Source organism: Streptomyces barkulensis (genome assembly GCF_002843305.1).
Classification (GTDB): domain Bacteria; phylum Actinomycetota; class Actinomycetes; order Streptomycetales; family Streptomycetaceae; genus Streptomyces; species Streptomyces barkulensis.
In genome coordinates, this window is record NZ_PGSG01000027.1 from 44,924 (window position 1) to 63,728 (window position 18,805).

Consider the following 18,805-nt stretch of genomic DNA (forward strand, 5'->3'; position numbering starts at 1 on the left):
GCCGTGGCCGGGACGAGGGGGGTGACGTGACGGGTACGGCACCGTGACACACCTGGTGAGCTGCCGTCTTGTCCGCCGTCGTCCTTCTTGACACGCTCAGGGTGACGCCGCGAGCACGTGGCGCGAAAGCGGGGAGGGCGTATCCGGTGAGCAGCCTGGAGAGTGCTTGTACGGCACAGGGCGGAGCGCCGCCCCGGCGCAGGGCGGCCCCGAAGAAGGCGGCGTCCGCGGCGGCGCGGGCGGCGGTGCCCGCGGCGGCGCCGGAGAGGGCGGGGAGAGCCGGCGGACGCGATCTGCGCGGCACCGCGGCGGTGCGGATCCTGCGCTTCCCCGCGGGCGACCGGGTGGTCGTCTCGGGGCTGCCGGGCAGCGGCAAGTCCACCCTGATCCGCCGCGTGGTCGCCGAGGGCGACTCGGTGGTGCGGATCGACTCCCAGGACATGCGGGAGCGCTGGGAGCGGCGGATGCCCGCCCGGCTGCCGTACGCCGTCTACCGTCCTCTGGTGAGGATCGCGCACTACCTCGCGCTGTGGCGGGCCCTGGCCTCGGGCGCCGGTGTGGTGGTGCACGACTGCGGGGCCCAGGGCTGGGTGCGCCGCTGGCTGGCCCGGGACGCGCGGCGGCGCGGGCGGGCCGTGCACCTGCTGTTGCTGGACGTGCCGCCCGGAGTGGCGCTGGCCGGGCAGGCGGAGCGGGGGCGCGGGGTGTCGGCGTACGCCTTCGCCCGGCACCGGCGGGCGGTGCGCCGGCTGGTGGCGGACGCGGAGGCCGGGCGGCTGCCCAGGGGCTGCGTCGCGTCGGTGCTGCTGGACCGGGGAGCGGCGGGGGCACTGCGCGGGGTGGTGTTCGACTGACGTCCGCGCCGGTGCCCGCGCGTCCCGCGCTCCCAGTGAAAGCGGGCGCGGCCGGCGGAGGGGCGCACCCGTCCGGTGCCGATAGGGTTTTCCCATGAGCATCCCGCAGCAGTACGGACCGGGGCACGGCGGCGGCTGGCCCGGCAACGAACTGGAGGAGACCCTCGCCGCCTCCCTCGGCGCCCCGGGAGCGGGCGCCCGGCTGCTGGAGGTGCTCGGCCGCAGCAGTCTGTGGGTGCCGCTGCCCGAGGGCGGCGGGCCGGACAGCCCCAACCTCGACCTGCCCACGATCCAGCTCGACGGGGCGCCCTACGTGCCCGTCTTCAGCTCCGAGCAGCAGTTCCGGCAGTGCGTCGGCTCGCATCTGCCCTTCGCCGTCGCACCCGCGCGGGAGTTCGCCCGCGGCCTGCCGCCGCAGGTGGGCATCGCGGTCAACCCCGACGGCGCCGTCGGCGTCCCGCTGCCCCCGGAGGCCGTGGCCGAACTGTGCCGCGAGGGCGGGGCCGAGGGGATCCCGGGGGTGGCGAGCGGCGCCCGGGTCCGGCTCTTCGAGCCGGACTGGCAGGAGGAGCCGGTGGACTTCCTGGCCGCCGCGGCCGGGGAGTTCGCGGTGCTGCCGCAGGTCCGCACCGCGCGCCGCGGTCTGGCCAGCGTCGAGGGGGACCCGCCCGCGCTGTTCGTCGGGGTGGAACTGGACCTGCTGGACCCGCAGGCCCGCGCGGCGGCGCACGAGGCGCTCGGCCGCGCGCTGGGCCGGGAGCCGGTGCGGTGGCCGGTGCAGATGGTGCTGCTGGACGCGGCCCAGGACCCGGTCGTGGACTGGATGCGCCAGTGCGTGCGGCCCTTCTACGACCGCCAGGGCCGGACGTACTGACCCCGGGCAGCCCGGCGTCCCGCCCGGAGTCACGCGCGGCCGCGGCCGCGGCCGCGGCCGGGTGCCCGGCCCCGGCGCCTCTGCCCGGAAACGGCCGAGTGGTCCGGACCCTGTCGGTTGCGGACCGTAAGCTGGTTGGATGTCGGGACGGGACGCGCGCGCGGCCCGGTGAGCGAGGACGACGCGAGAAGGGGCGGCCCACGTGAGCGCGGGTGGAAGCGTTGAGCAGCTGCTGCGGCAGGTGGCGCCCGGGCGGTACGACACCTATGAAGCGCTGTTGGGTGCCCTCGCCTCCGGCCGGGTGTGGATGCTGCTCTGGCACGGCCAGTCCGGTTCCCCCGACGCCCAGTACGGGAACATGGAGGTCGCCGGACACGGCTACGCGCCCTGTGTGACCTCCGAGCACGAGCTGACGGCCTCCGGCTGGACCAGGGCCCACGAGGTGGTCGGCGGGCGCGACATCGCCGCCGCCCTCTTCCCCGACCGCTGGGGGCTGTGGCTCAACCCGCACGCGCCCGGCGGCGGCGTCGGCATCCCCTGGCTGGACCTGCGCCGGATCGCGGGAGGGCTGGAGAGGCTGCCGGCCGGTCCGCTGCGCATCGGCGAACCGACCGTGGACGTACCGCACTTCTACGCCCAGCTGGTGCACAACGCCCACCGCACGCCCGCCGTGCGCACCCTGCGCCGGGCCTGGGTGCAGCCCGCCCTGGGCGCGCCGCGGCTGGTGATCGGGCTCGACCTGTACGACTCCGCGCCGCAGGCGGTGGAGTCGGTGCGCTCGATGATGCGGCAGTCGGTGGCCGCGGTGCCGGACGGGCTGGCGGTGTCCACGGTGTCGATGTCGGACGAGTACGACCCGGTCGCCATGTGGCTGCGGGCCAACTCCCGCCCGTTCTTCGACCGTGACGCCCACGCCGCCGCTCCCGCCGCCCCCGCGGCGGCCCCCGGACACGGCTACGGCTACCCCCGCCCCTACTGACCTCCTGCCGACAAGCCTCCTCCGGCGCCGGGCCCCGCCCTGTCGGCGACCGGTGGTTTCGTCCGGTATCAATGCTTTGACCTGCACTGTCGCTGTTTCGGGCGCCAGGGTCTCAGGTCTATATCACCGACATGCGGACAGTTCACACCGATGGTTGGGCGCAGTACTGTTCGGGCGACCAGCAGTCAAACCGTCACCGACCCCTGAGGTGGAACATGCGAATAACCGGTTCCAGGGTCGTCCAGACGATCGCGGCGACCCTCGCGGTTGGTGTGATCGCCACTGGATGTGCCAGTGAACGAGGCGAGAAGGACGAAGGCAAGGGTGGTGACACCTTCGTCTTCGGCGCCGCCGGAGACCCGGGCTCGCTGGACCCGGCGCTGGCCAGTGACGGTGAGACGTTCCGGGTCACCCGCCAGGCCTTCGAGGCGCTGATCGAGCACGAGCCGGGCGGCACCGAGCTGGTCGGTGGCCTGGCCGAGTCGTGGGACGCCGACGAGACCGGCACCGAGTGGACCTTCAACCTCCGCAAGGGCGTGAAGTTCCACGACGGCGAGAAGCTCACCGCCGAGGCGGTGTGCAAGAACTACGACCACTGGTTCAACTGGACCGGTACGTACCAGAACAGCGCGGTCTCCTACTACTGGCAGACCATCTTCGGTGGCTTCGCCGAGAACGAGGACAAGGACACGCCCAAGGCCAACTACAAGGGCTGCGAGGCGAAGGACGAGCACACCGCCGTCATCAGCGTCCACGAGTCCTCGGCCAACCTGCCCGGCGGCTTCTCCCTCCAGGCGCTGGCCATCCACTCCCCGAAGGCCATCGACAAGTACGAGGAGCAGGAGGCCACCGGCGAGAACGACGCCATCTCCTACCCCAAGTACAGCCAGGAAGCCGGCACCGTCGCGGGCACCGGTCCCTTCCGGATCACCGAGTGGGACAAGGGCAACAAGGAAGTCACCCTCGAGCGGTTCGACGACTACTGGGGTGAGAAGGCCGGCGTCGAGAAGCTGGTCTTCCGCACCATCGCCGACGAGTCCGCGCGCCGCCAGGCCCTGCAGGCCGGCAACATCCACGGCTATGACCTGGTCGCGCCCTCGGACGTGAAGACCCTGGAGAAGGAAGGCTTCCAGGTCCCGGTCCGCGGCGTGTTCAACATCTTCTACGTGGGCTTCTCGCAGGAGGCGAACAAGGCCCTGGAGAAGAAGGAGGTGCGCCAGGCGATCACCCACGCCATCGACCGCGAGAACGTCGTCAAGACGCAGCTTCCCGAGGGCGGCGTGGCGGCCACCCAGTTCATGCCGGACACCGTCGACGGCTACTCCGACAAGGTCGCCACCTACGAGTTCGACACCAAGAAGGCCAAGGACCTGCTGAAGAAGGCCGGCGAGGAGAAGCTGAAGGTCACCTTCTGCTACCCGACCGAGGTCACCCGCCCGTACATGCCCGCCCCGGCCGACATGTACGAGCTGATGAGGGCCGACCTGGAGAAGGCCGGCATCAACGTCGAGCCCAAGCCCATGAAGTGGGCCCCGGACTACCTGGACGCCACCGAGGCCGGCTCGTGCGACCTGCACCTGCTGGGCTGGACCGGTGACTTCAACGACGCCTACAACTTCATCGGTACCTGGTTCTCCGGTTACGACAAGCAGTGGGGCTTCCGCGACGACAAGGTCTTCGACGCCGTGAAGAAGGCCGAGGCCGAGCCGGACGTCGCCAAGCGGGTCGAGCTGTACAAGAAGGCCAACGAGGTGATCATGGACTACATCCCGGGCGTCCCGGTCTCCTCCTCCCCGCCGTCCATCGCGTTCGCCAAGGACGTCAACCCCCCGAAGGTCTCCCCGCTGACGCAGGAGAACTTCGCCGAGGTCTCCTTCAAGTAAACGCATGACCGCGCGCAGGTCCGCCCGGCCACGGCATCCGAAGTGGCCGGGCGGACCTGCCCATGAGGACCAAGAAAGGGGCATCGCGGGGTGTTGCGTCTCGTCGTACGAAGACTGCTCCAACTGATACCCACCCTGCTGGGCCTGTCCGTTCTGCTGTTCATCTGGCTGAACCGGCTGCCCGGCGGACCCGCTGCGGCCATGCTCGGCGAGCGTGCGACCGAGGCGGACAAGGCCCGCATCGAGGCGGCCCTCGGGCTCGACCAGCCCGTGTGGGTCCAGTACGGCCGCTTCCTCGAGCGGCTGTCCGAGCTGAACCTGGGGATCTCCACCCAGACCGGCCAGCCGGTGTGGGACGAGTTCACCCGGGCGTTCCCCGCCACGGTGGAGCTCGGGATCTCGGCCATGATCATCGCCATCGCCGTCGGTGTCCCGCTGGGCTACTTCGCCGCCCGCCGACGCGGCAGCTGGCTGGACGTCACCGCGGTCTCCGGCTCCCTGGTGGGCATCTGCATCCCGGTGTTCTTCCTGGCCTTCCTGCTCAAGGCGCTCTTCGCCGTCCAGCTCGGCTGGTTCCCCAGCTTCGGACGCCAGACCACCGGCATCGACGCCACCGAGGTCACCGGCTTCTACGTCCTGGACGGCATCCTCACCGGCGAGTTCGACGCGGCCTGGGACGCGGTGATGCACCTGGTGCTCCCGGCCCTGGCGCTCTCCTCGATCCCGCTGGCCATCATCACCCGTATGACCCGGGCCAGCGTCCTGGAGGTACTCGGCGAGGACTACGTGCGCACCGCCGAGTCCAAGGGCCTGAGCCGTCAGGTGGTGCGCGGCCGCCATGTGCTGCGCAACGCGCTGCTGCCGATCGTCACCGCCATCGGCCTGCTCACCGGCGGTCTGCTGTCGGGAGCGGTGCTCACCGAGTCGGTCTTCGCCTTCGGCGGCATCGGATCCTTCATCAAGGACGCCATCTCCCAGCGTGACTATCCGGTCCTGGTGGGCTTCATCATGTTCATCGCAGCTGCGTACGTCGTCATCAATCTGCTGGTCGACCTCGCCTACAGCCTTATCGACCCGAGAGTGCGGGTGCACTGATGAGCACCAAGACCGACAAGATCGACCGGCTCGCGGAACTCACCGCCGCCACCGACACCTCCACGGGTGCCAGTCTGTGGGTCGAGGCCTGGCGCAGGCTCAAGAACAACAAGATGGCCGTGATCGGCGCGTGCATCATCGGTGTGTTCGTGGTGGTCGCGATCGTGGGACCGTGGGTCGCCCCGTACAGCCCCACCGCGCAGTTGTGGCGCGGCGAGGTCTTCACCAACCAGAACATCTTCGTCGGCCCCCGCGCCGAGAACTGGCTCGGTCTGGACCATCTGGCCCGCGACGAGTTCTCCCGGCTGCTGGTGGGAGCCCGCCAGACCCTGATGGTCGGCATCGTCGCCACCCTGCTGGGCTTCACCGTCGGCGCGCTGATCGGCGGCACCTCGGGCGCCGCCCTGGTGCTGGGCGGCAGGATCGGCCGCCGGATCGACACCGTCGTGATGCGCGTCATCGACATCATGCTGGCGCTGCCCTCGCTGCTGCTGGCCGTGTCCATCGCGGCGGTCCTGGGACAGTCCCTGACCACCGTGATGATCGCGGTTGGCGTGGTGCAGATCCCCGTCTTCGCCCGGCTGCTGCGCGGCGCCATGCTGGCGCAGGGCGGCTCGGACTACGTACTGGCGGCCCAGGCCCTCGGGGTGCGCAAGCGGCGCATCGCGCTCGGCCATGTGCTGCCCAACTCGCTGAGCCCGGTGATCGTCCAGGCCACCCTGAGCCTGGCCACCGCCATCATCGAGGCGGCGGCGCTGTCCTTCCTCGGCCTGGGCAACCCCGACTCCGCCGAACCGGAGTGGGGCGTCATGCTGGCCCAGGCGCAGGACTACTTCGACAGCGCACCGATGCTCGCGATCTACCCCGCGCTGGGCATCATCGTCACCGCGCTCGGCTTCACCCTGCTGGGCGAGGCGATGCGGGAAGCCCTCGACCCGAAACTGCGGAGTTGATCACATGGCCCTGCTTTCCGTGGACGAACTGACCGTCACCTTCACCCAGCGCGGCCGGCGCGATGTGAAGGCCGTGTCGGGAGTGTCCTTCGACGTCGACCAGGGCCAGGTCGTCGGCCTGGTCGGCGAGTCGGGCTGCGGCAAGTCCGTCACCTCGCTGGCCCTGATGGGGCTGCTGCCCTCCCGGGGGGTGAGGACCGGCGGCCGGGCCGACTTCGACGGCACCGACCTGCTGACCCTGAGCCCGAAGGGGATGCGCGACCTGCGCGGCTCCCAGATGGCGATGATCTTCCAGGATCCGCTGTCCTCGCTGAACCCGGTGGTGCCCATCGGAGTCCAGGTCACCGAGATCCTGGCCCGGCACCGAGGGATGAAGGGCGAGGCCGCCCGTAAGGAGGCCGCTTCCCTGCTGGACCGGGTCGGCATCCCCGACCCCACCCGGCGGCTGAAGGAGTACCCGCACCAACTCTCCGGCGGCATGCGCCAGCGCGCCCTGATCGCCATGGCGGTGGCCTGCGCGCCGCGGCTGCTGATCGCCGACGAGCCGACCACCGCGCTGGACGTGACGATCCAGGCCCAGATCCTGGAGCTGCTCAAGGAACTGGTCGACGAAGAGGGCACCGCCCTGCTGATGATCACCCACGACCTGGGCGTGGTCGCCGGTCTGTGCGACCAGGTCAACGTGCTCTACGCGGGCAAGGTGGTGGAGTCCGCCGAGCGGTGCGAGCTGTTCGACGCGCCGACCCACCCGTACGCCAACGGGCTGCTGGGGTCCATCCCCCGGCTCGACGCGCCGCGCGGCGAGCCGCTGAGGCCGGTGCGCGGCTCCATCAACGACACGATCGCCTGGGCGGACGGCTGCGCCTTCGCCCCCCGGTGCGACCACTACACGCTGGAGTGCCTCCAGGGCACCCCGGCGCTGGACGAGCCCCGCAAGCCCGGACACCAGGTGCGGTGCGTCAACCCGGTGCTCTCCGGGGGCGCCGCCGATCTGCGCGAGTCCGCACTGCCCGAGCCGGACGAGGCGCCCGGTGCCGGCACCGACGCCGAGGGCGACGCCGAGAGCGGGCCCGCGGGGGACGAGCCGGTGGAGAAGACCGAACCGGTGGAGAAGGACGCGGCGGTCGGCACGGCCGGCACGGCCGAGAAGGAGGCCGGAGCATGAGCCTGCTCCAACTGAACGGTGTGAAGGTCCACTTCCCGGTGAAGAAGGGCATTCTCTTCGACCGCACGGTCGGCCACGTCTACGCCGTCGACGGCGTGTCGCTCTCCGTCGAGCCCGGCCGGACGTACGGCCTGGTGGGCGAGTCGGGCTGCGGCAAGACCACGCTGGGCCGGGCGGTCCTGCGGCTGGTGGACATCACCGACGGCGAGGTCGTCTTCGACGGCACCGATCTGGCGAAGCTGCCGGACGAGGAGATGCGCCGCTTCCGCCGCCGGCTCCAGATGGTCTTCCAGGACCCGCTGGGCAGCCTCAACCCCCGGCAGAACATCGAGTCGATCCTCTCCGAGGGCATGGCGGCCCACGGCATCGGCGCGGACCAGGAAGAGCGCCGCGAGAGGATCCGGAAGATCCTGGCCAGGGTCGGGCTGCCGGCCAACGCGCTCTCCCGCTACCCGCACGAGTTCTCCGGCGGGCAGCGCCAGCGCATCGGTATCGCCCGTGCGCTGGTCCTGGAACCGGACGTGATCATCTGCGACGAGCCGGTCTCCGCGCTGGACGTCTCCATCCAGGCGCAGGTGATCAACCTGCTGGAGGAACTCCAGAAGGAGATGGGGCTGACCTATGTGGTCATCGCCCACGACCTGGCCGTGGTGCGGCACATCTCCGACGTCGTCGGGGTGATGTACCTGGGCTCGCTGGTGGAGGAGGCGCCCAGCGACACGCTGTACGCCGAGCCCCGGCACCCGTACACCCGGGCGCTGATGTCGGCCGTGCCGGTGCCCGACCCGGAGGTCGAGGACAACCGCGAGCGCATCCTGCTCACCGGCGACCTGCCCTCCCCGGCGAACCCGCCGGCGGGCTGCCGCTTCCACACCCGCTGCCCCTGGAAGCAGGACACGCTCTGCGCGACCGACCGCCCCGAACTGCGTGACCTGGGCGGCGGGCACAAGGTGGCCTGCCACTGGGTCGAGGAGATCGCCGACGGCCGGATCAGCCCCACGCACAACGCGGCCCAGGTCGTCCCGGCCGGTCACGAGGGGCACGACGGGCACGGTGAGCCGGCTGAGGCCGGGGCCGTGAAGACGGAGAAGGCCGCGACCGCGGCCGGGTGAGCCGCGCGCCGCACCCCCGGCTCCCCGGACGCCCCGTAGCGCCCCCGCACCGCCCGCTTCCCGCCCCATGGGCGCGGAGGCGGGCAGTGCGGCGTTTGCGGCACCTGTTACAACCGGGGGGTGGATCTGTTCACCCCTTCCGTCCAGCACTGGCTCGACCTGGCCGGGATCTTCGTCTTCGCCGTCTCCGGCGCGCTGCTCGCCGTCCGCAAGAACTTCGACGTCGTCGGCATGGCGCTGCTCGCCTCGGTCACCGGGCTGGGCGGCGGGCTCTTCAGGGACCTGGTGATCGGGGCGGTGCCCCCGGCCGCCTTCACCGACCTCGGCTATCTGCTGACCCCGCTGGCCGCCACGGTGCTGGTCTTCTTCCTCCATCCGCAGGTGGAGCGGATCAACCGGGCGGTGATGGTCTTCGACGCGGCCGGGCTCGGCCTGTTCTGCGTCACGGGCACGGTCAAGGCGCACGCCTACGGGCTCGGCCTGACCGCCTCGGTCGTCATGGGGCTGGCCACGGCCGTCGGCGGCGGCGTGCTGCGCGACGTGCTGGCCAACGAGGTGCCCTCGCTGCTGCGCTGGGACCGGGAGGTCTACGCGGTGCCGGCCGTCGTCGGGGCGGCGGCGGTGGCGCTGCTGATCAGGGCCGGGGAGCTGAACGGGGTGACCAGCGGCGCGGCGGCGGCTCTCGCCTTCGTCCTGCGGCTGCTGGCCCTGCGCTACAACTGGCGCGCGCCGAGGGCCTGGCACCGCCGCAGCCGGCGGACCGAGGAGGGCGAGGGGGAGGCGTGAGAGGTGTGCCGGGACTTGGCTACTAGCCGGTAATAAAAGCCTGTACCGTGTACTGCCATGACCGAGGCAACCATCGGTACCAGCGCGTTCGATCGCGACACGGCCGTCACAGCACAGGGAGAGGGCGTCTACGGCGCCGATCTCTCCGCCCAGTGGACCATCGGGCACGCCGTCAACGGCGGCTACCTGCTGGCCCTGCTCGGCCGGGCCCTCGGCGACGCACTGCCGCACCCCGACCCCTTCACCATCACCGCGCACTACCTCACCGCCTCCCGGCCCGGCCCGGCGACCGTGCGCACCACCGCCGTACGCGCCGGCCGCACCCTGTCCACCGGCGCCGCCTCCCTGCTCCAGCGGGACGAGGACGGGCGGGAGGTCGAGCGCATCCGCGTGCTGGCGAGCTACGGGGACCTGGCCGCGCTGCCCGACGACGTCCGCACCAGCGCCAAGCCGCCGCAGATCCCGCCGTACGAGAACTGCCTCGGAGCCCGGGACGGCATGGACCCGTCCGCCGTCCCGCCCATCACCCACCAGGTCGATCTGCGCCTGGACCCGGCCACGGTCGGCTGGGCGGTCGGCGCCCCCAGCGGACGCGGCGAGATGCGCGGCTGGTTCGGGCTGGCCGACGGCCGCGACCACGACCCGCTCTCCCTGCTGCTGGCCGTGGACGCCCTGCCGCCGACCGCCTTCGAGCTGGGCCTGTCCGGCTGGGTGCCGACGGTGGAGCTGACCGTCCACGTCCGCCGCCGCCCGGCCCCCGGGCCGGTGCGGGTGGCCATCACTACCCGCAACCTGGCCGGCGGCTTCCTGGAGGAGGACGCGGACGTCTGGGACAGCCAGGACCGGCTGGTCGCCCAGTCCCGCCAGCTCGCCCGCGCCCTGCCGGTCTGAGCACGGACCGGACTGGACCGGACCGTCTCCGTCACGCGCTCCGCGGCCCCGCCCCCTCGCCGAGAGGGGGCGGGGCCGCTTCCGCATGCGACGGGCGGCGCGGGGCACACGTGACGGTGTCGCCCCGTGCCCCGGCACCCGCCGTGACCGGCGTGAACGCGGTGCGCGACCGGACGGGCGGGGCCGGTGGCGCGGGAGTGGCGAAGCCCTTCACGGGTACCCTGAAAAGGGATGAAAATCGCCATACGCGACAAAGCCCCCCTGTGAGAGAAGTGAAGGTGGTCAACGGATGTACGCCGTGAAGAGCACACTGCCCGACCAGGACCTCAAGGTCGTCGGAGAGGCGCTGCAGGGCGCAGTGGCGGATCTGGTCGATCTGTCGCTGGTGGCCAAGCAGGTCCACTGGACCGTGATCGGTCCGCGGTTCCGCTCCATCCACCTGCAGCTCGACGAGGTCGTGGACACCGCACGCACCTACTCCGACACCGTCGCCGAACGCGCCGCGGCCCTGGGCCTGGCCCCCGACGGCCGTGCCTCCGCCCTCGCCTCCGGCAGCGGCATCACCGGGGTGGAGAGCGGCTGGCACCAGGACGACAAGGCCGTCGAGGTCATGGTCGGCGCGCTGGCCTCCGTGGTGAACCGGATGCGCGAGCGCATGGACGCCACGGAGAAGCCCGACCCGGTGACCCAGGACATCTTCATCGACATCATCGCCGAGCTCGAGAAGCACCACTGGATGTTCCAGGCCGAGCACAAGGGCGGCTGAGGACGTCCGAGAACATCAGAGGATGTCCGAGTCGCCCGCCCCGCCCCGCGGATTCCGGAGCGGGCGGGGCGGGAGGAGCGAGGACCGGCCGAGTGGCCGGTCCTCGCTCACGTCCCGGCCCGGGCGGCTCGTAGAATCGGTTAACCATGGCCTACCTTGACCACGCCGCCACCACCCCCATGCTCCCGGAGGCGGTGCAGGCGATGACCGCCCAGCTCGGCCTCGTCGGCAACGCCTCCTCCCTCCACGCGGCGGGAAGGCGGGCCCGTCGCACGGTGGAGGAGGGGCGCGAGGCCCTCGCCGCGGCGCTGGGCGCCCGGCCGAGCGAGGTGGTCCTCACCTCCGGCGGCACCGAGGCCGACAACCTCGCCGTCAAGGGCCTGTACTGGGCCCGGCGCGCGGCCGATCCCGTCCGCACCCGCGTCCTGGCCAGTCCCGTGGAGCACCACGCGGTCCTCGACGCCGTCCACTGGCTCGCCGACCACGAGGGTGCCCGGGTGCGGTGGCTGCCGGTCGACTCCCTGGGGCGCGTTCACCCGGATGCGCTGCGCGAGGCGGTGGAGGAAAAGCCCGAGGACGTCGCCCTGATCACCGTGATGTGGGCCAACAACGAGATCGGCACCCTCCAGCCCACAGCCGAACTGGCGGCGGTCGCGGCCGAGTTCGGCATCCCGATGCACGCGGACGCCGTCCAGGCCGTCGGCCAGGTGCCGGTGGACTTCGCCTCCTCCGGCCTGGCCGCGATGACGGTCAGCGGCCACAAGATCGGCGGCCCGTACGGCATCGGCGCGCTGCTGCTGGGCCGTCAGTGGGCCCCCACGCCGCTGCTGCACGGCGGCGGCCAGGAGCGCGACGTGCGCTCCGGCACCCTCGACGTACCCGCCGTCGCGGCCTTCGCGGTCGCCGCGCGGCTGGCGGCCGAGCGGCGCGAGGAGTTCGCCCGGGAGATCGGCGCGCTGCGGGACGCGCTGGTGGCGGCCGTGCGCGAGGCCGTGCCGGACGCCGTCCTGGGCGGCGACCCCGACCCGGCCGGGCGGCTGCCCGCCAACGCGCACTTCTCCTTCCCCGGCTGCGAGGGCGACTCGCTGCTGCTCCTGCTGGACGCCCAGGGCATCGAGTGCTCCACCGGATCGGCCTGCACCGCCGGCGTCGCCCAGCCCAGCCACGTCCTGCTGGCCACGGGCACCGACCCGGAACTGGCCCGGGGCACCCTGCGCTTCTCGCTGGGCCACACCTCCACCAGGGCGGACGTGGACGCGGTGGCCGCGGCCATCGGCCCGGCCGTGGAGCGCGCCCGCGGTGCCGGGCTGTCGTAACCCCCGCCCGGCTGCCGGCCCGCTTCCCGTCCCCGGCCCGCTCAGGCCTTGCGGACGGGGACGTCCCGCACCATCCGCATGTACCGGTCCCAGTCCCAGTGCGGCCCGGGGTCGGTGTGGTCGGTGCCGGGCACCTCGATGTGGCCGATGATGTGCTCGCGGTCCCGGGGCAGGCCGTACCGGTCGCATATCCCGGCCGTCAGCGCCGCCGACGCCCGGTAGGTGGCGTCGGTGATCGTCTCCGGGCGGTCCACGAAGCCCTCGTGCTCGATGCCGACGCTGCGCTCGTTGTACTCGCGGTTGCCCGCGTGGTACGCCACGTCCAGCTCCCGCACCATCTGCGTCACCTTCCCGTCGGAGGTGCGCACCACGTAGTGCGTCGCTGCGCGGTGGGACGGGTCCTGGAAGACCTTCAGGGCCACCGCGTAGGGGCCCTGGATGACGTGCACCACCACCCGGTCGACGGTGTAGTCGTAGGGCCGGTCGGCCCGCCGCCAGTTCGCCTCGGACGCCGGCACCCAGTCCGCCCCGGGGTGGTCCACCTCGCCCTCGGTGCGCGGCCGGTTCACGCCCGGCACCTTCCACCACGTCCGGGCCAGATCGTCGCGGGCCGCGTACCCGAGGGCGCCCAGGCCCACCGCCGCGCCGCCGACCAGCAGGGCGCGACGGCCCACCGGCCGACCCTTCCCGTCCGCCCGGCGGTCTCCGGGGGCTTCTTTCTCGCTCACAGACCGCACAACGCCCGGGAACACCCGTACGGTTCCGCCGGCGCGCACCCGGACCCGTACCCTGGAGGGCGCTATGACTGACACGACCGGTGCGCCCAGCCCCGCCCCCCGCCTCCGCGTCCTCGCCGCCATGTCCGGCGGGGTGGACTCCGCCGTCGCCGCCGCCCGCGCGGTGGAGGCCGGCCACGACGTGACCGGCGTCCACCTCGCCCTCTCGGCGAACCCGCAGTCCTTCCGCACCGGCGCCCGCGGCTGCTGCACCGTCGAGGACTCCCGTGACGCCCGCCGCGCCGCCGATGTCATCGGCATCCCCTTCTACGTGTGGGACCTGGCCGAGCGCTTCCGCCAGGACGTGGTGGAGGACTTCGTCGCCGAGTACGAGGCCGGCCGCACCCCCAACCCCTGCCTGCGCTGCAACGAGAAGATCAAGTTCGCCGCGCTGCTGGACAAGGCCCTGGCGCTGGGCTTCGACGCGGTGTGCACCGGCCACTACGCCACCGTCGTCGTCCGCGAGGACGGCAGCCGCGAGCTGCACCGCGCCACCGACATGGCCAAGGACCAGAGCTATGTGCTGGGCGTGCTGGACGAGCGGCAGCTCGCCCACGCCCTGTTCCCCCTCGGCGACACCGCCACCACCAAGGAGGAGATCCGAGCCGAGGCCGAGCGCCGGGGCCTGGCGGTGGCGAAGAAGCCCGACAGCCACGACATCTGCTTCATCGCCGACGGCGACACCCAGGGCTTCCTGGCCAGGCACCTGGGCACCGCCGAGGGCGACATCCTCGACGAGGACGGCAACAGGCTCGGCACCCACTCCGGCGCGTACGGCTTCACCGTCGGCCAGCGCAAGGGCCTGCGCATCGGCCACCCCGCCCCCGACGGCAAGCCGCGCTACGTCCTGGACATCTCCCCGGTGGACAACACCGTCACCGTCGGCCCGGCCTCCGCCCTGGACGTGGTCGCCCTCAAGGCCATCCGCCCCCGCTGGTGCGGCACCCCGCCCACCGGGCCGGGCACCTACACCGCCCAGCTGCGCGCCCACGGCGGCGAGACGCCGGTGACGGCCGAGCTGGTCGGCGGTCCGGACGGCGACGAGCTGAAGGTGTCCTTCGCCGAGCCGGTGCGCGGCGTCGCCCCGGGCCAGGCGATCGTCCTCTACGACGGCACCCGCGTGGTCGGCTCGGCCACCATCGCCGCCACCGAGCGCCGCGCCGCGGCGGCTGTCTTCGTCAGCCAGGGTTGACGCCTTCCTGGCGACGCCCGGATTCTCGCCTTAAGGTATTTGGTGCGGGTTACCCGCACCAAATAGCCTGAGACGCCTGTTGGGGGTGTTCGGTAGGGAGGGCAGCCGTGCTGCTGAGTTTCCGGGTGGCCAACCACCGGTCGATCCGTGATGAGCAGGAGCTGTCACTGGTGGCCACCGAGTTCAACGAGGGCACCGGTCGCGACACCGGCGTCCGTATCGACGGGAAGCCCGTCCAGGTGCTGCCGGTGATCGGTCTCTTCGGCGCCAACGCCTCCGGCAAGTCGAACGGACTGCACGCCATGAGCTTCATGCGCAGGGCGGTGCTGGACTCCTTCGCGGACTGGGCGAAGGAGCCGGGGATCCCGAGGGAGCCCTTCGCCCTTGCCCCCGAAGCGCAGGAGGAGACCAGCCTCTTCGAGGTGGACCTGCTGCTCGGCGACGACCCGGTCCGCTACACCTACGGCTTCGAGGTGTCCGACGACCGCGTGGAGGCGGAGTGGCTGCATGCCTACCCTTCGGGCCGGCGCCAGGTCTGGTTCGACCGGGAGGCCGGACGCCCTGGTGCGGAGGGAGGGGAGTTCAAGTTCCCCGGAACCGGGCTGAAGGGACACAAGGACGAGTACACGGCCCTCACCCGGCCCAACGCGCTCTTCCTCACCGTCACCGCCACCCTCAACCACCCCCAGCTGTCCCCCCTGCACCGTTGGTTCATGGACAGCCTGTGGACGGCCGACCCGAAGGCCGGCGAGGCGGACCGGACGCGGTGGATCCGTGACAGGCTCACCGAAGGGAGGTCGGACCGCCGCTTCCGCGACCGTTTCGTCCGGCTGCTGGTCAAGGCCGACCTGGGCATCACCGGTATCACCACCGATCCGGAGACGGGAGAGGTCCAGCTCCTGCACCGCACGCCCGGCGGAGGCACCCGCCCCCTCGACTTCATGGAGCAGGAGTCCCTGGGCACCCACGCCTGGTTCGCGTTTCTCGGGCCGCTGCTGCACGTCCTGGACCGGGGCGGCACACTCCTGGTCGACGAACTGGACTCCAGCCTGCATCCGCGCCTGGCCGCGGAGGCCGTCCGGCTGTTCCACGACCGGGACGCCAATCCCCACACCGCCCAGCTCGTCTTCACCACCCATGACGCCACACTGCTCGGCCCGTCCGTGGCGGAACGCCCGCTGGACCGCGACCAGGTATGGATCGCGTTGAAGAACGCCACCGGGGAGAGTGCGCTGTACCCGCTCACCGCGGCCCGGAAGGCACGCAGGGACGAGAACCTGGAACGCCGTTACCTGCACGGCCACTACGGCGGGATCCCCCGGCTCACCGCAGGCGAACTGGCACGGGAGATCGCCGTCATCGAAGAGGAGCCGAAGGCGACGGCATGAGCAGGGATAAGAAGGAGCGGGAGCGCCGCCGCAGGCGGGAGCGGACCCCGGGCGGTCCGCCGCGCCGACCGGTCGCCTCGTACGGTGACCGGTCGCACCGCGTGCTCTACATCGCCTGTGAGGGGGCGAGGACCGAGCCCGCCTATCTCGACCTGCTCAACGAGGCCTACGGCAGGCAGCGCTCCGGAGAACGGGCATTCCATCTGCACTACTGCGACCCCGGACATGCCGACGGCCTGCGTCCGGAGGAGGCCGTGGACCAGGTGCTCTCCGTGGCCGGGCCGGGGGACGAGAAGTGGGTCCTGTTCGACCGCGACACCGAGGACAACCGGGACGGGGAGATCCCGAGGGCCCTGCGCAAGGCTCACCGAGGTGGTGTCCAGGTCGCGCTCTCCCACCCCTCCTTCGAACTGTGGCTACTGCTGCATTTCAAGAACTGGACCAGCCGGGAGAACGGCCGCAGCGCCACGGTGGTGAACGAACTGCGCCGGCACAGGGACGCGGACGGCTTCGCGGACTACGACAAGGGGTCCGGAGACCGGGGCAAGGGGCTGGGCGGCAAGCGCGGCGCCTCCCTGCTGGGCAGAGAGGCCAACGCGGTCCGCAACGCCCGGGGCCTGGTCACCCAGTGTTCGCACGGCGCCTGCTCGGCCAAGGCGGCCGACGGAGCGGCGAAGACCGCCTCCACCGAGCTGGACCAGACCCCGGACTACGCGGAATGGGCGGCGCTCACCGGCCACGCGCCCGACTGCGACCCTCTCGGCCGGGATCCCTCCACCGACGTGTGGCGGCTGCTCACCGCACTGGGAATCGGCACGGACCGCGCCTGAAACCCGCGAGTTCCCCGGCCCGGTCCCGTCCGGCCCTGTGGAGTTCCTCCACGTACGCGCGGGCTCACCAGAGGGCGGCCCCGCCGGGCGTCAGACCATCTCCAGCGGGCGGTGCGGGCCGGTGGGGAGTTCGACCGCGATCGCGTCGCCGGGGCGGACCACGCCGCCCGTTCGCACGACGCCCATGATCCCGGCCCTGCGCACCACGTTCCCGTCCTCGTCGCGGCCGACGACCCGCTTGAGCAGGCCCCGCCGGAAGCCGTCGATCTGGGGGCACGGGTTGCGCAGGCCGGTGACCTCCACGACCGCCTCGGCGCCGATGCGCAGCAGCGTGCCGGTGGGCAGGCCGAGCAGATCGAGGCCGCGGGTGGTGATGTTCTCGCCCAGTTCACCGGGCTTCACGGTGAAGCCCGCCTCGCCGACCTCGGCGAACAGCTCCTCGTGGATGAGGTGGACCTGACGCAGGTTCGGCTGGGTGGGGTCCTTGGCGACGCGGGAGCGGTGCTTGACCGTCTCCCCGGCGTGCGCGTCCCCCTCCACCCCGAGCCCGGCGAGCAGCCTGACGCTCTCCCGGTTCGGCTTGCTGAACGAGTGCTCACCGCTGCTGCTGACCGCGACCACGGTCCCTGTCCCGCCCATGGAGCGGCCCCCTTCGCCGGTGGCGTGTCCCGCCGGGAGCCTAGCTCAGGCGGCTCTACGGGAGTAGGTGGTCGAAGGCCCCGGCCTTCGCGCCCCGCAGGAGGGCGCGGAAGGCGGCGCGGTCGGTGGTGAGGACGCGGCCGGGGTCGGTGCTCTCGCGGACGGCTATGCCGTCACCGTCGTCGGCGGCCACCTCCACGCAGTTGTTGCCGCCCGCTTCGGAGAAGGACGACTTGGTCCAGACGAGTTCGGACACGGACGGCACCTCTCACAGGTCTCTGACGATCGCGCTGATGAAGTCCCTCGACGCCTCGGGCGACAACGCCGCTTTCTCGATCAGGTCCAACCGGCGGCGGAAATGCGCCAGTTGCGTCGGAGAGTCGATGAACACCGCGCCGGTGGGCGAGTCCATGTGCACGGTATCAAGGCGCGGGTTCGGTGCGTCGGCGTAGAGTACGGAGTCTCCGGCCATGGGGAACCCGCCTGCCCGGAACGGGATCACGAGGAAGGTGACGTTGTCGCGTTCTCCGTCCTCCAGCAGCCGGTTGAGCTGGGCGCGGGCGGTCTTGCTGCCGCCGAACTGCATCCTCAGGGCGGCCTCGTGGATCAGGCCCACGTACGGGATCGCCCTGTCGCCGGTGACCACGGCCTGTCTGGCCAGACGGTGGGCCACGCGCAGCTCCACCTCAAGGCGGGGCAGCGGCGGTACGAGAAGTTCGAAGATCGCCCTCGCGTGGTCTTCGGTGTGGAACAGGCCCGGAAGATGGGCGGTCTGTGCGGTGCGCAGCCGCAGCGCGTAGTGCTCGACCTCGGACACGTCGAGGAAGTCCGGCGGAACCTTGCCGCGGTACTCCTCCCACCAGTGGGTCCTCCGCCCTCCGGTCATCTCGGCCAGGGCGTCGACGAGCGCCTGGTCGGCGCACTCGTAGATGCTGGCCAGGCGGCGCAGGCGCTCCTCGCTGATACCGAAGCGACCCGCCTCGATGTTGGAGATCATCGTCCGGTTCGTCCCCAGCAGGCCGGCCGCGGTCTCCGCGGACATGCCGACCTCTTCGCGCAGCCGCCGCAGTTCGGCGCCGAAACGGCGCTGACGGATGGTCGGGGTCTGCCTTGGTGCCATGTGCCTTCTCCTTGTCCGCGCACAGTCTGGCGATGTCCGGCGCGCCGGTCCACGCGACCAACAAGGGTTAACTCGTTCTGATTAGTTTGGTAGCACCCGTTATGAGTTCGGCTCTACGGTGAAGCCCGCCAACGCGCCGCACCGCCGAGCGCGCAGCGGAAGCGCACCGTGCGCCCTGCCCGGGAG

At 71.9% G+C, this 18,805-nt stretch carries 19 protein-coding genes; 15 read left to right on the top strand and 4 right to left on the bottom strand.

Annotation, left to right across the window (positions count from 1 at the left end):
- Positions 1 to 146 precede the first annotated feature (146 nt).
- From CUT83_RS06155 to CUT83_RS06210, 12 genes are all read left to right on the top strand, one after another.
- Positions 147 to 854: an AAA family ATPase gene (locus tag CUT83_RS06155; RefSeq protein ID WP_420882420.1), complete on the top strand. Its 708-nt coding sequence runs from the start codon at positions 147 to 149 to the stop codon at positions 852 to 854.
- 94 nt (positions 855 to 948) lie between these two features.
- Complete coding sequence (locus CUT83_RS06160) at positions 949 to 1,728, top strand: enhanced serine sensitivity protein SseB (protein WP_101254854.1); 780 nt, start codon at positions 949 to 951, stop codon at positions 1,726 to 1,728.
- Positions 1,729 to 1,930: 202 nt separating this feature from the next.
- Positions 1,931 to 2,707, top strand: coding sequence for an enhanced serine sensitivity protein SseB C-terminal domain-containing protein (locus CUT83_RS06165; RefSeq protein WP_101254855.1), 777 nt, complete (start codon positions 1,931 to 1,933; stop codon positions 2,705 to 2,707).
- Between the two features lie 215 nt (positions 2,708 to 2,922).
- Positions 2,923 to 4,590 (top strand): ABC transporter substrate-binding protein, encoded by a 1,668-nt coding sequence (locus CUT83_RS06170; RefSeq protein WP_101254856.1) that lies wholly within the window; start codon positions 2,923 to 2,925, stop codon positions 4,588 to 4,590.
- A gap of 90 nt (positions 4,591 to 4,680) precedes the next feature.
- The gene (locus tag CUT83_RS06175) at positions 4,681 to 5,685 is read left to right on the top strand and encodes an ABC transporter permease (RefSeq protein ID WP_101254857.1); all 1,005 of its coding nucleotides are present in this window, start codon (positions 4,681 to 4,683) and stop codon (positions 5,683 to 5,685) included.
- Positions 5,685 to 6,638, top strand: coding sequence for an ABC transporter permease (locus CUT83_RS06180; RefSeq protein ID WP_101254858.1), 954 nt, complete (start codon positions 5,685 to 5,687; stop codon positions 6,636 to 6,638). Before CUT83_RS06175 ends, CUT83_RS06180 begins: the two co-directional genes overlap by 1 nt.
- 4 nt (positions 6,639 to 6,642) lie before the next feature.
- Complete coding sequence (locus tag CUT83_RS06185) at positions 6,643 to 7,803, top strand: ABC transporter ATP-binding protein (protein WP_101254859.1); 1,161 nt, start codon at positions 6,643 to 6,645, stop codon at positions 7,801 to 7,803.
- A complete protein-coding gene (locus tag CUT83_RS06190) occupies positions 7,800 to 8,915 on the top strand; it encodes an ABC transporter ATP-binding protein (protein ID WP_101254860.1) in 1,116 nt (371 codons plus the stop codon). Before CUT83_RS06185 ends, CUT83_RS06190 begins: the two co-directional genes overlap by 4 nt.
- 120 nt (positions 8,916 to 9,035) lie before the next feature.
- Positions 9,036 to 9,701, top strand: coding sequence for a trimeric intracellular cation channel family protein (locus CUT83_RS06195; protein WP_240957945.1), 666 nt, complete (start codon positions 9,036 to 9,038; stop codon positions 9,699 to 9,701).
- A 57-nt stretch (positions 9,702 to 9,758) separates the two neighbouring features.
- Complete coding sequence (locus CUT83_RS06200) at positions 9,759 to 10,592, top strand: thioesterase family protein (RefSeq protein WP_101254861.1); 834 nt, start codon at positions 9,759 to 9,761, stop codon at positions 10,590 to 10,592.
- A gap of 289 nt (positions 10,593 to 10,881) precedes the next feature.
- On the top strand, positions 10,882 to 11,358 hold the full coding sequence (locus tag CUT83_RS06205; protein ID WP_101254862.1) for a Dps family protein: 477 nt from the start codon (positions 10,882 to 10,884) through the stop codon (positions 11,356 to 11,358).
- Between the two features lie 146 nt (positions 11,359 to 11,504).
- Positions 11,505 to 12,674: a cysteine desulfurase family protein gene (locus CUT83_RS06210; protein ID WP_101254863.1), complete on the top strand. Its 1,170-nt coding sequence runs from the start codon at positions 11,505 to 11,507 to the stop codon at positions 12,672 to 12,674.
- Between the two features lie 41 nt (positions 12,675 to 12,715).
- Here the strand turns inward: CUT83_RS06210 and CUT83_RS06215 are convergent, their stop codons facing one another.
- Positions 12,716 to 13,348, bottom strand: a complete 633-nt coding sequence (locus tag CUT83_RS06215) for an N-acetylmuramoyl-L-alanine amidase (protein ID WP_420882421.1) — start codon at positions 13,346 to 13,348, stop codon at positions 12,716 to 12,718.
- Positions 13,349 to 13,475: 127 nt separating this feature from the next.
- Here CUT83_RS06215 and mnmA point away from each other — a divergent pair, with 127 nt between their 5' ends.
- The 3 genes from mnmA (at position 13,476) to CUT83_RS06230 (ending at position 16,860) form a co-directional block, all read left to right on the top strand.
- On the top strand, positions 13,476 to 14,642 hold the full coding sequence (gene mnmA, locus CUT83_RS06220) for a tRNA 2-thiouridine(34) synthase MnmA (RefSeq protein ID WP_101254865.1): 1,167 nt from the start codon (positions 13,476 to 13,478) through the stop codon (positions 14,640 to 14,642).
- A gap of 107 nt (positions 14,643 to 14,749) precedes the next feature.
- A complete protein-coding gene (locus CUT83_RS06225; protein WP_101254866.1) occupies positions 14,750 to 16,030 on the top strand; it encodes an AAA family ATPase in 1,281 nt (426 codons plus the stop codon).
- On the top strand, positions 16,027 to 16,860 hold the full coding sequence (locus CUT83_RS06230) for an RloB family protein (RefSeq protein WP_101254867.1): 834 nt from the start codon (positions 16,027 to 16,029) through the stop codon (positions 16,858 to 16,860). The genes CUT83_RS06225 and CUT83_RS06230 overlap by 4 nt, the downstream gene beginning before the upstream one ends.
- A gap of 90 nt (positions 16,861 to 16,950) precedes the next feature.
- Here the strand turns inward: CUT83_RS06230 and CUT83_RS06235 are convergent, their stop codons facing one another.
- From CUT83_RS06235 to CUT83_RS06245, 3 genes are read right to left on the bottom strand one after another with little or no spacing between them, the layout of a single operon-like run.
- The gene (locus tag CUT83_RS06235) at positions 16,951 to 17,499 is read right to left on the bottom strand and encodes an MOSC domain-containing protein (RefSeq protein ID WP_101254868.1); all 549 of its coding nucleotides are present in this window, start codon (positions 17,497 to 17,499) and stop codon (positions 16,951 to 16,953) included.
- A 55-nt stretch (positions 17,500 to 17,554) separates the two neighbouring features.
- Positions 17,555 to 17,755 (bottom strand): DUF397 domain-containing protein, encoded by a 201-nt coding sequence (locus CUT83_RS06240; protein ID WP_101254869.1) that lies wholly within the window; start codon positions 17,753 to 17,755, stop codon positions 17,555 to 17,557.
- Positions 17,756 to 17,767: 12 nt separating this feature from the next.
- On the bottom strand, positions 17,768 to 18,619 hold the full coding sequence (locus tag CUT83_RS06245) for a helix-turn-helix domain-containing protein (protein ID WP_101254870.1): 852 nt from the start codon (positions 18,617 to 18,619) through the stop codon (positions 17,768 to 17,770).
- Positions 18,620 to 18,805: the final 186 nt, after the last annotated feature.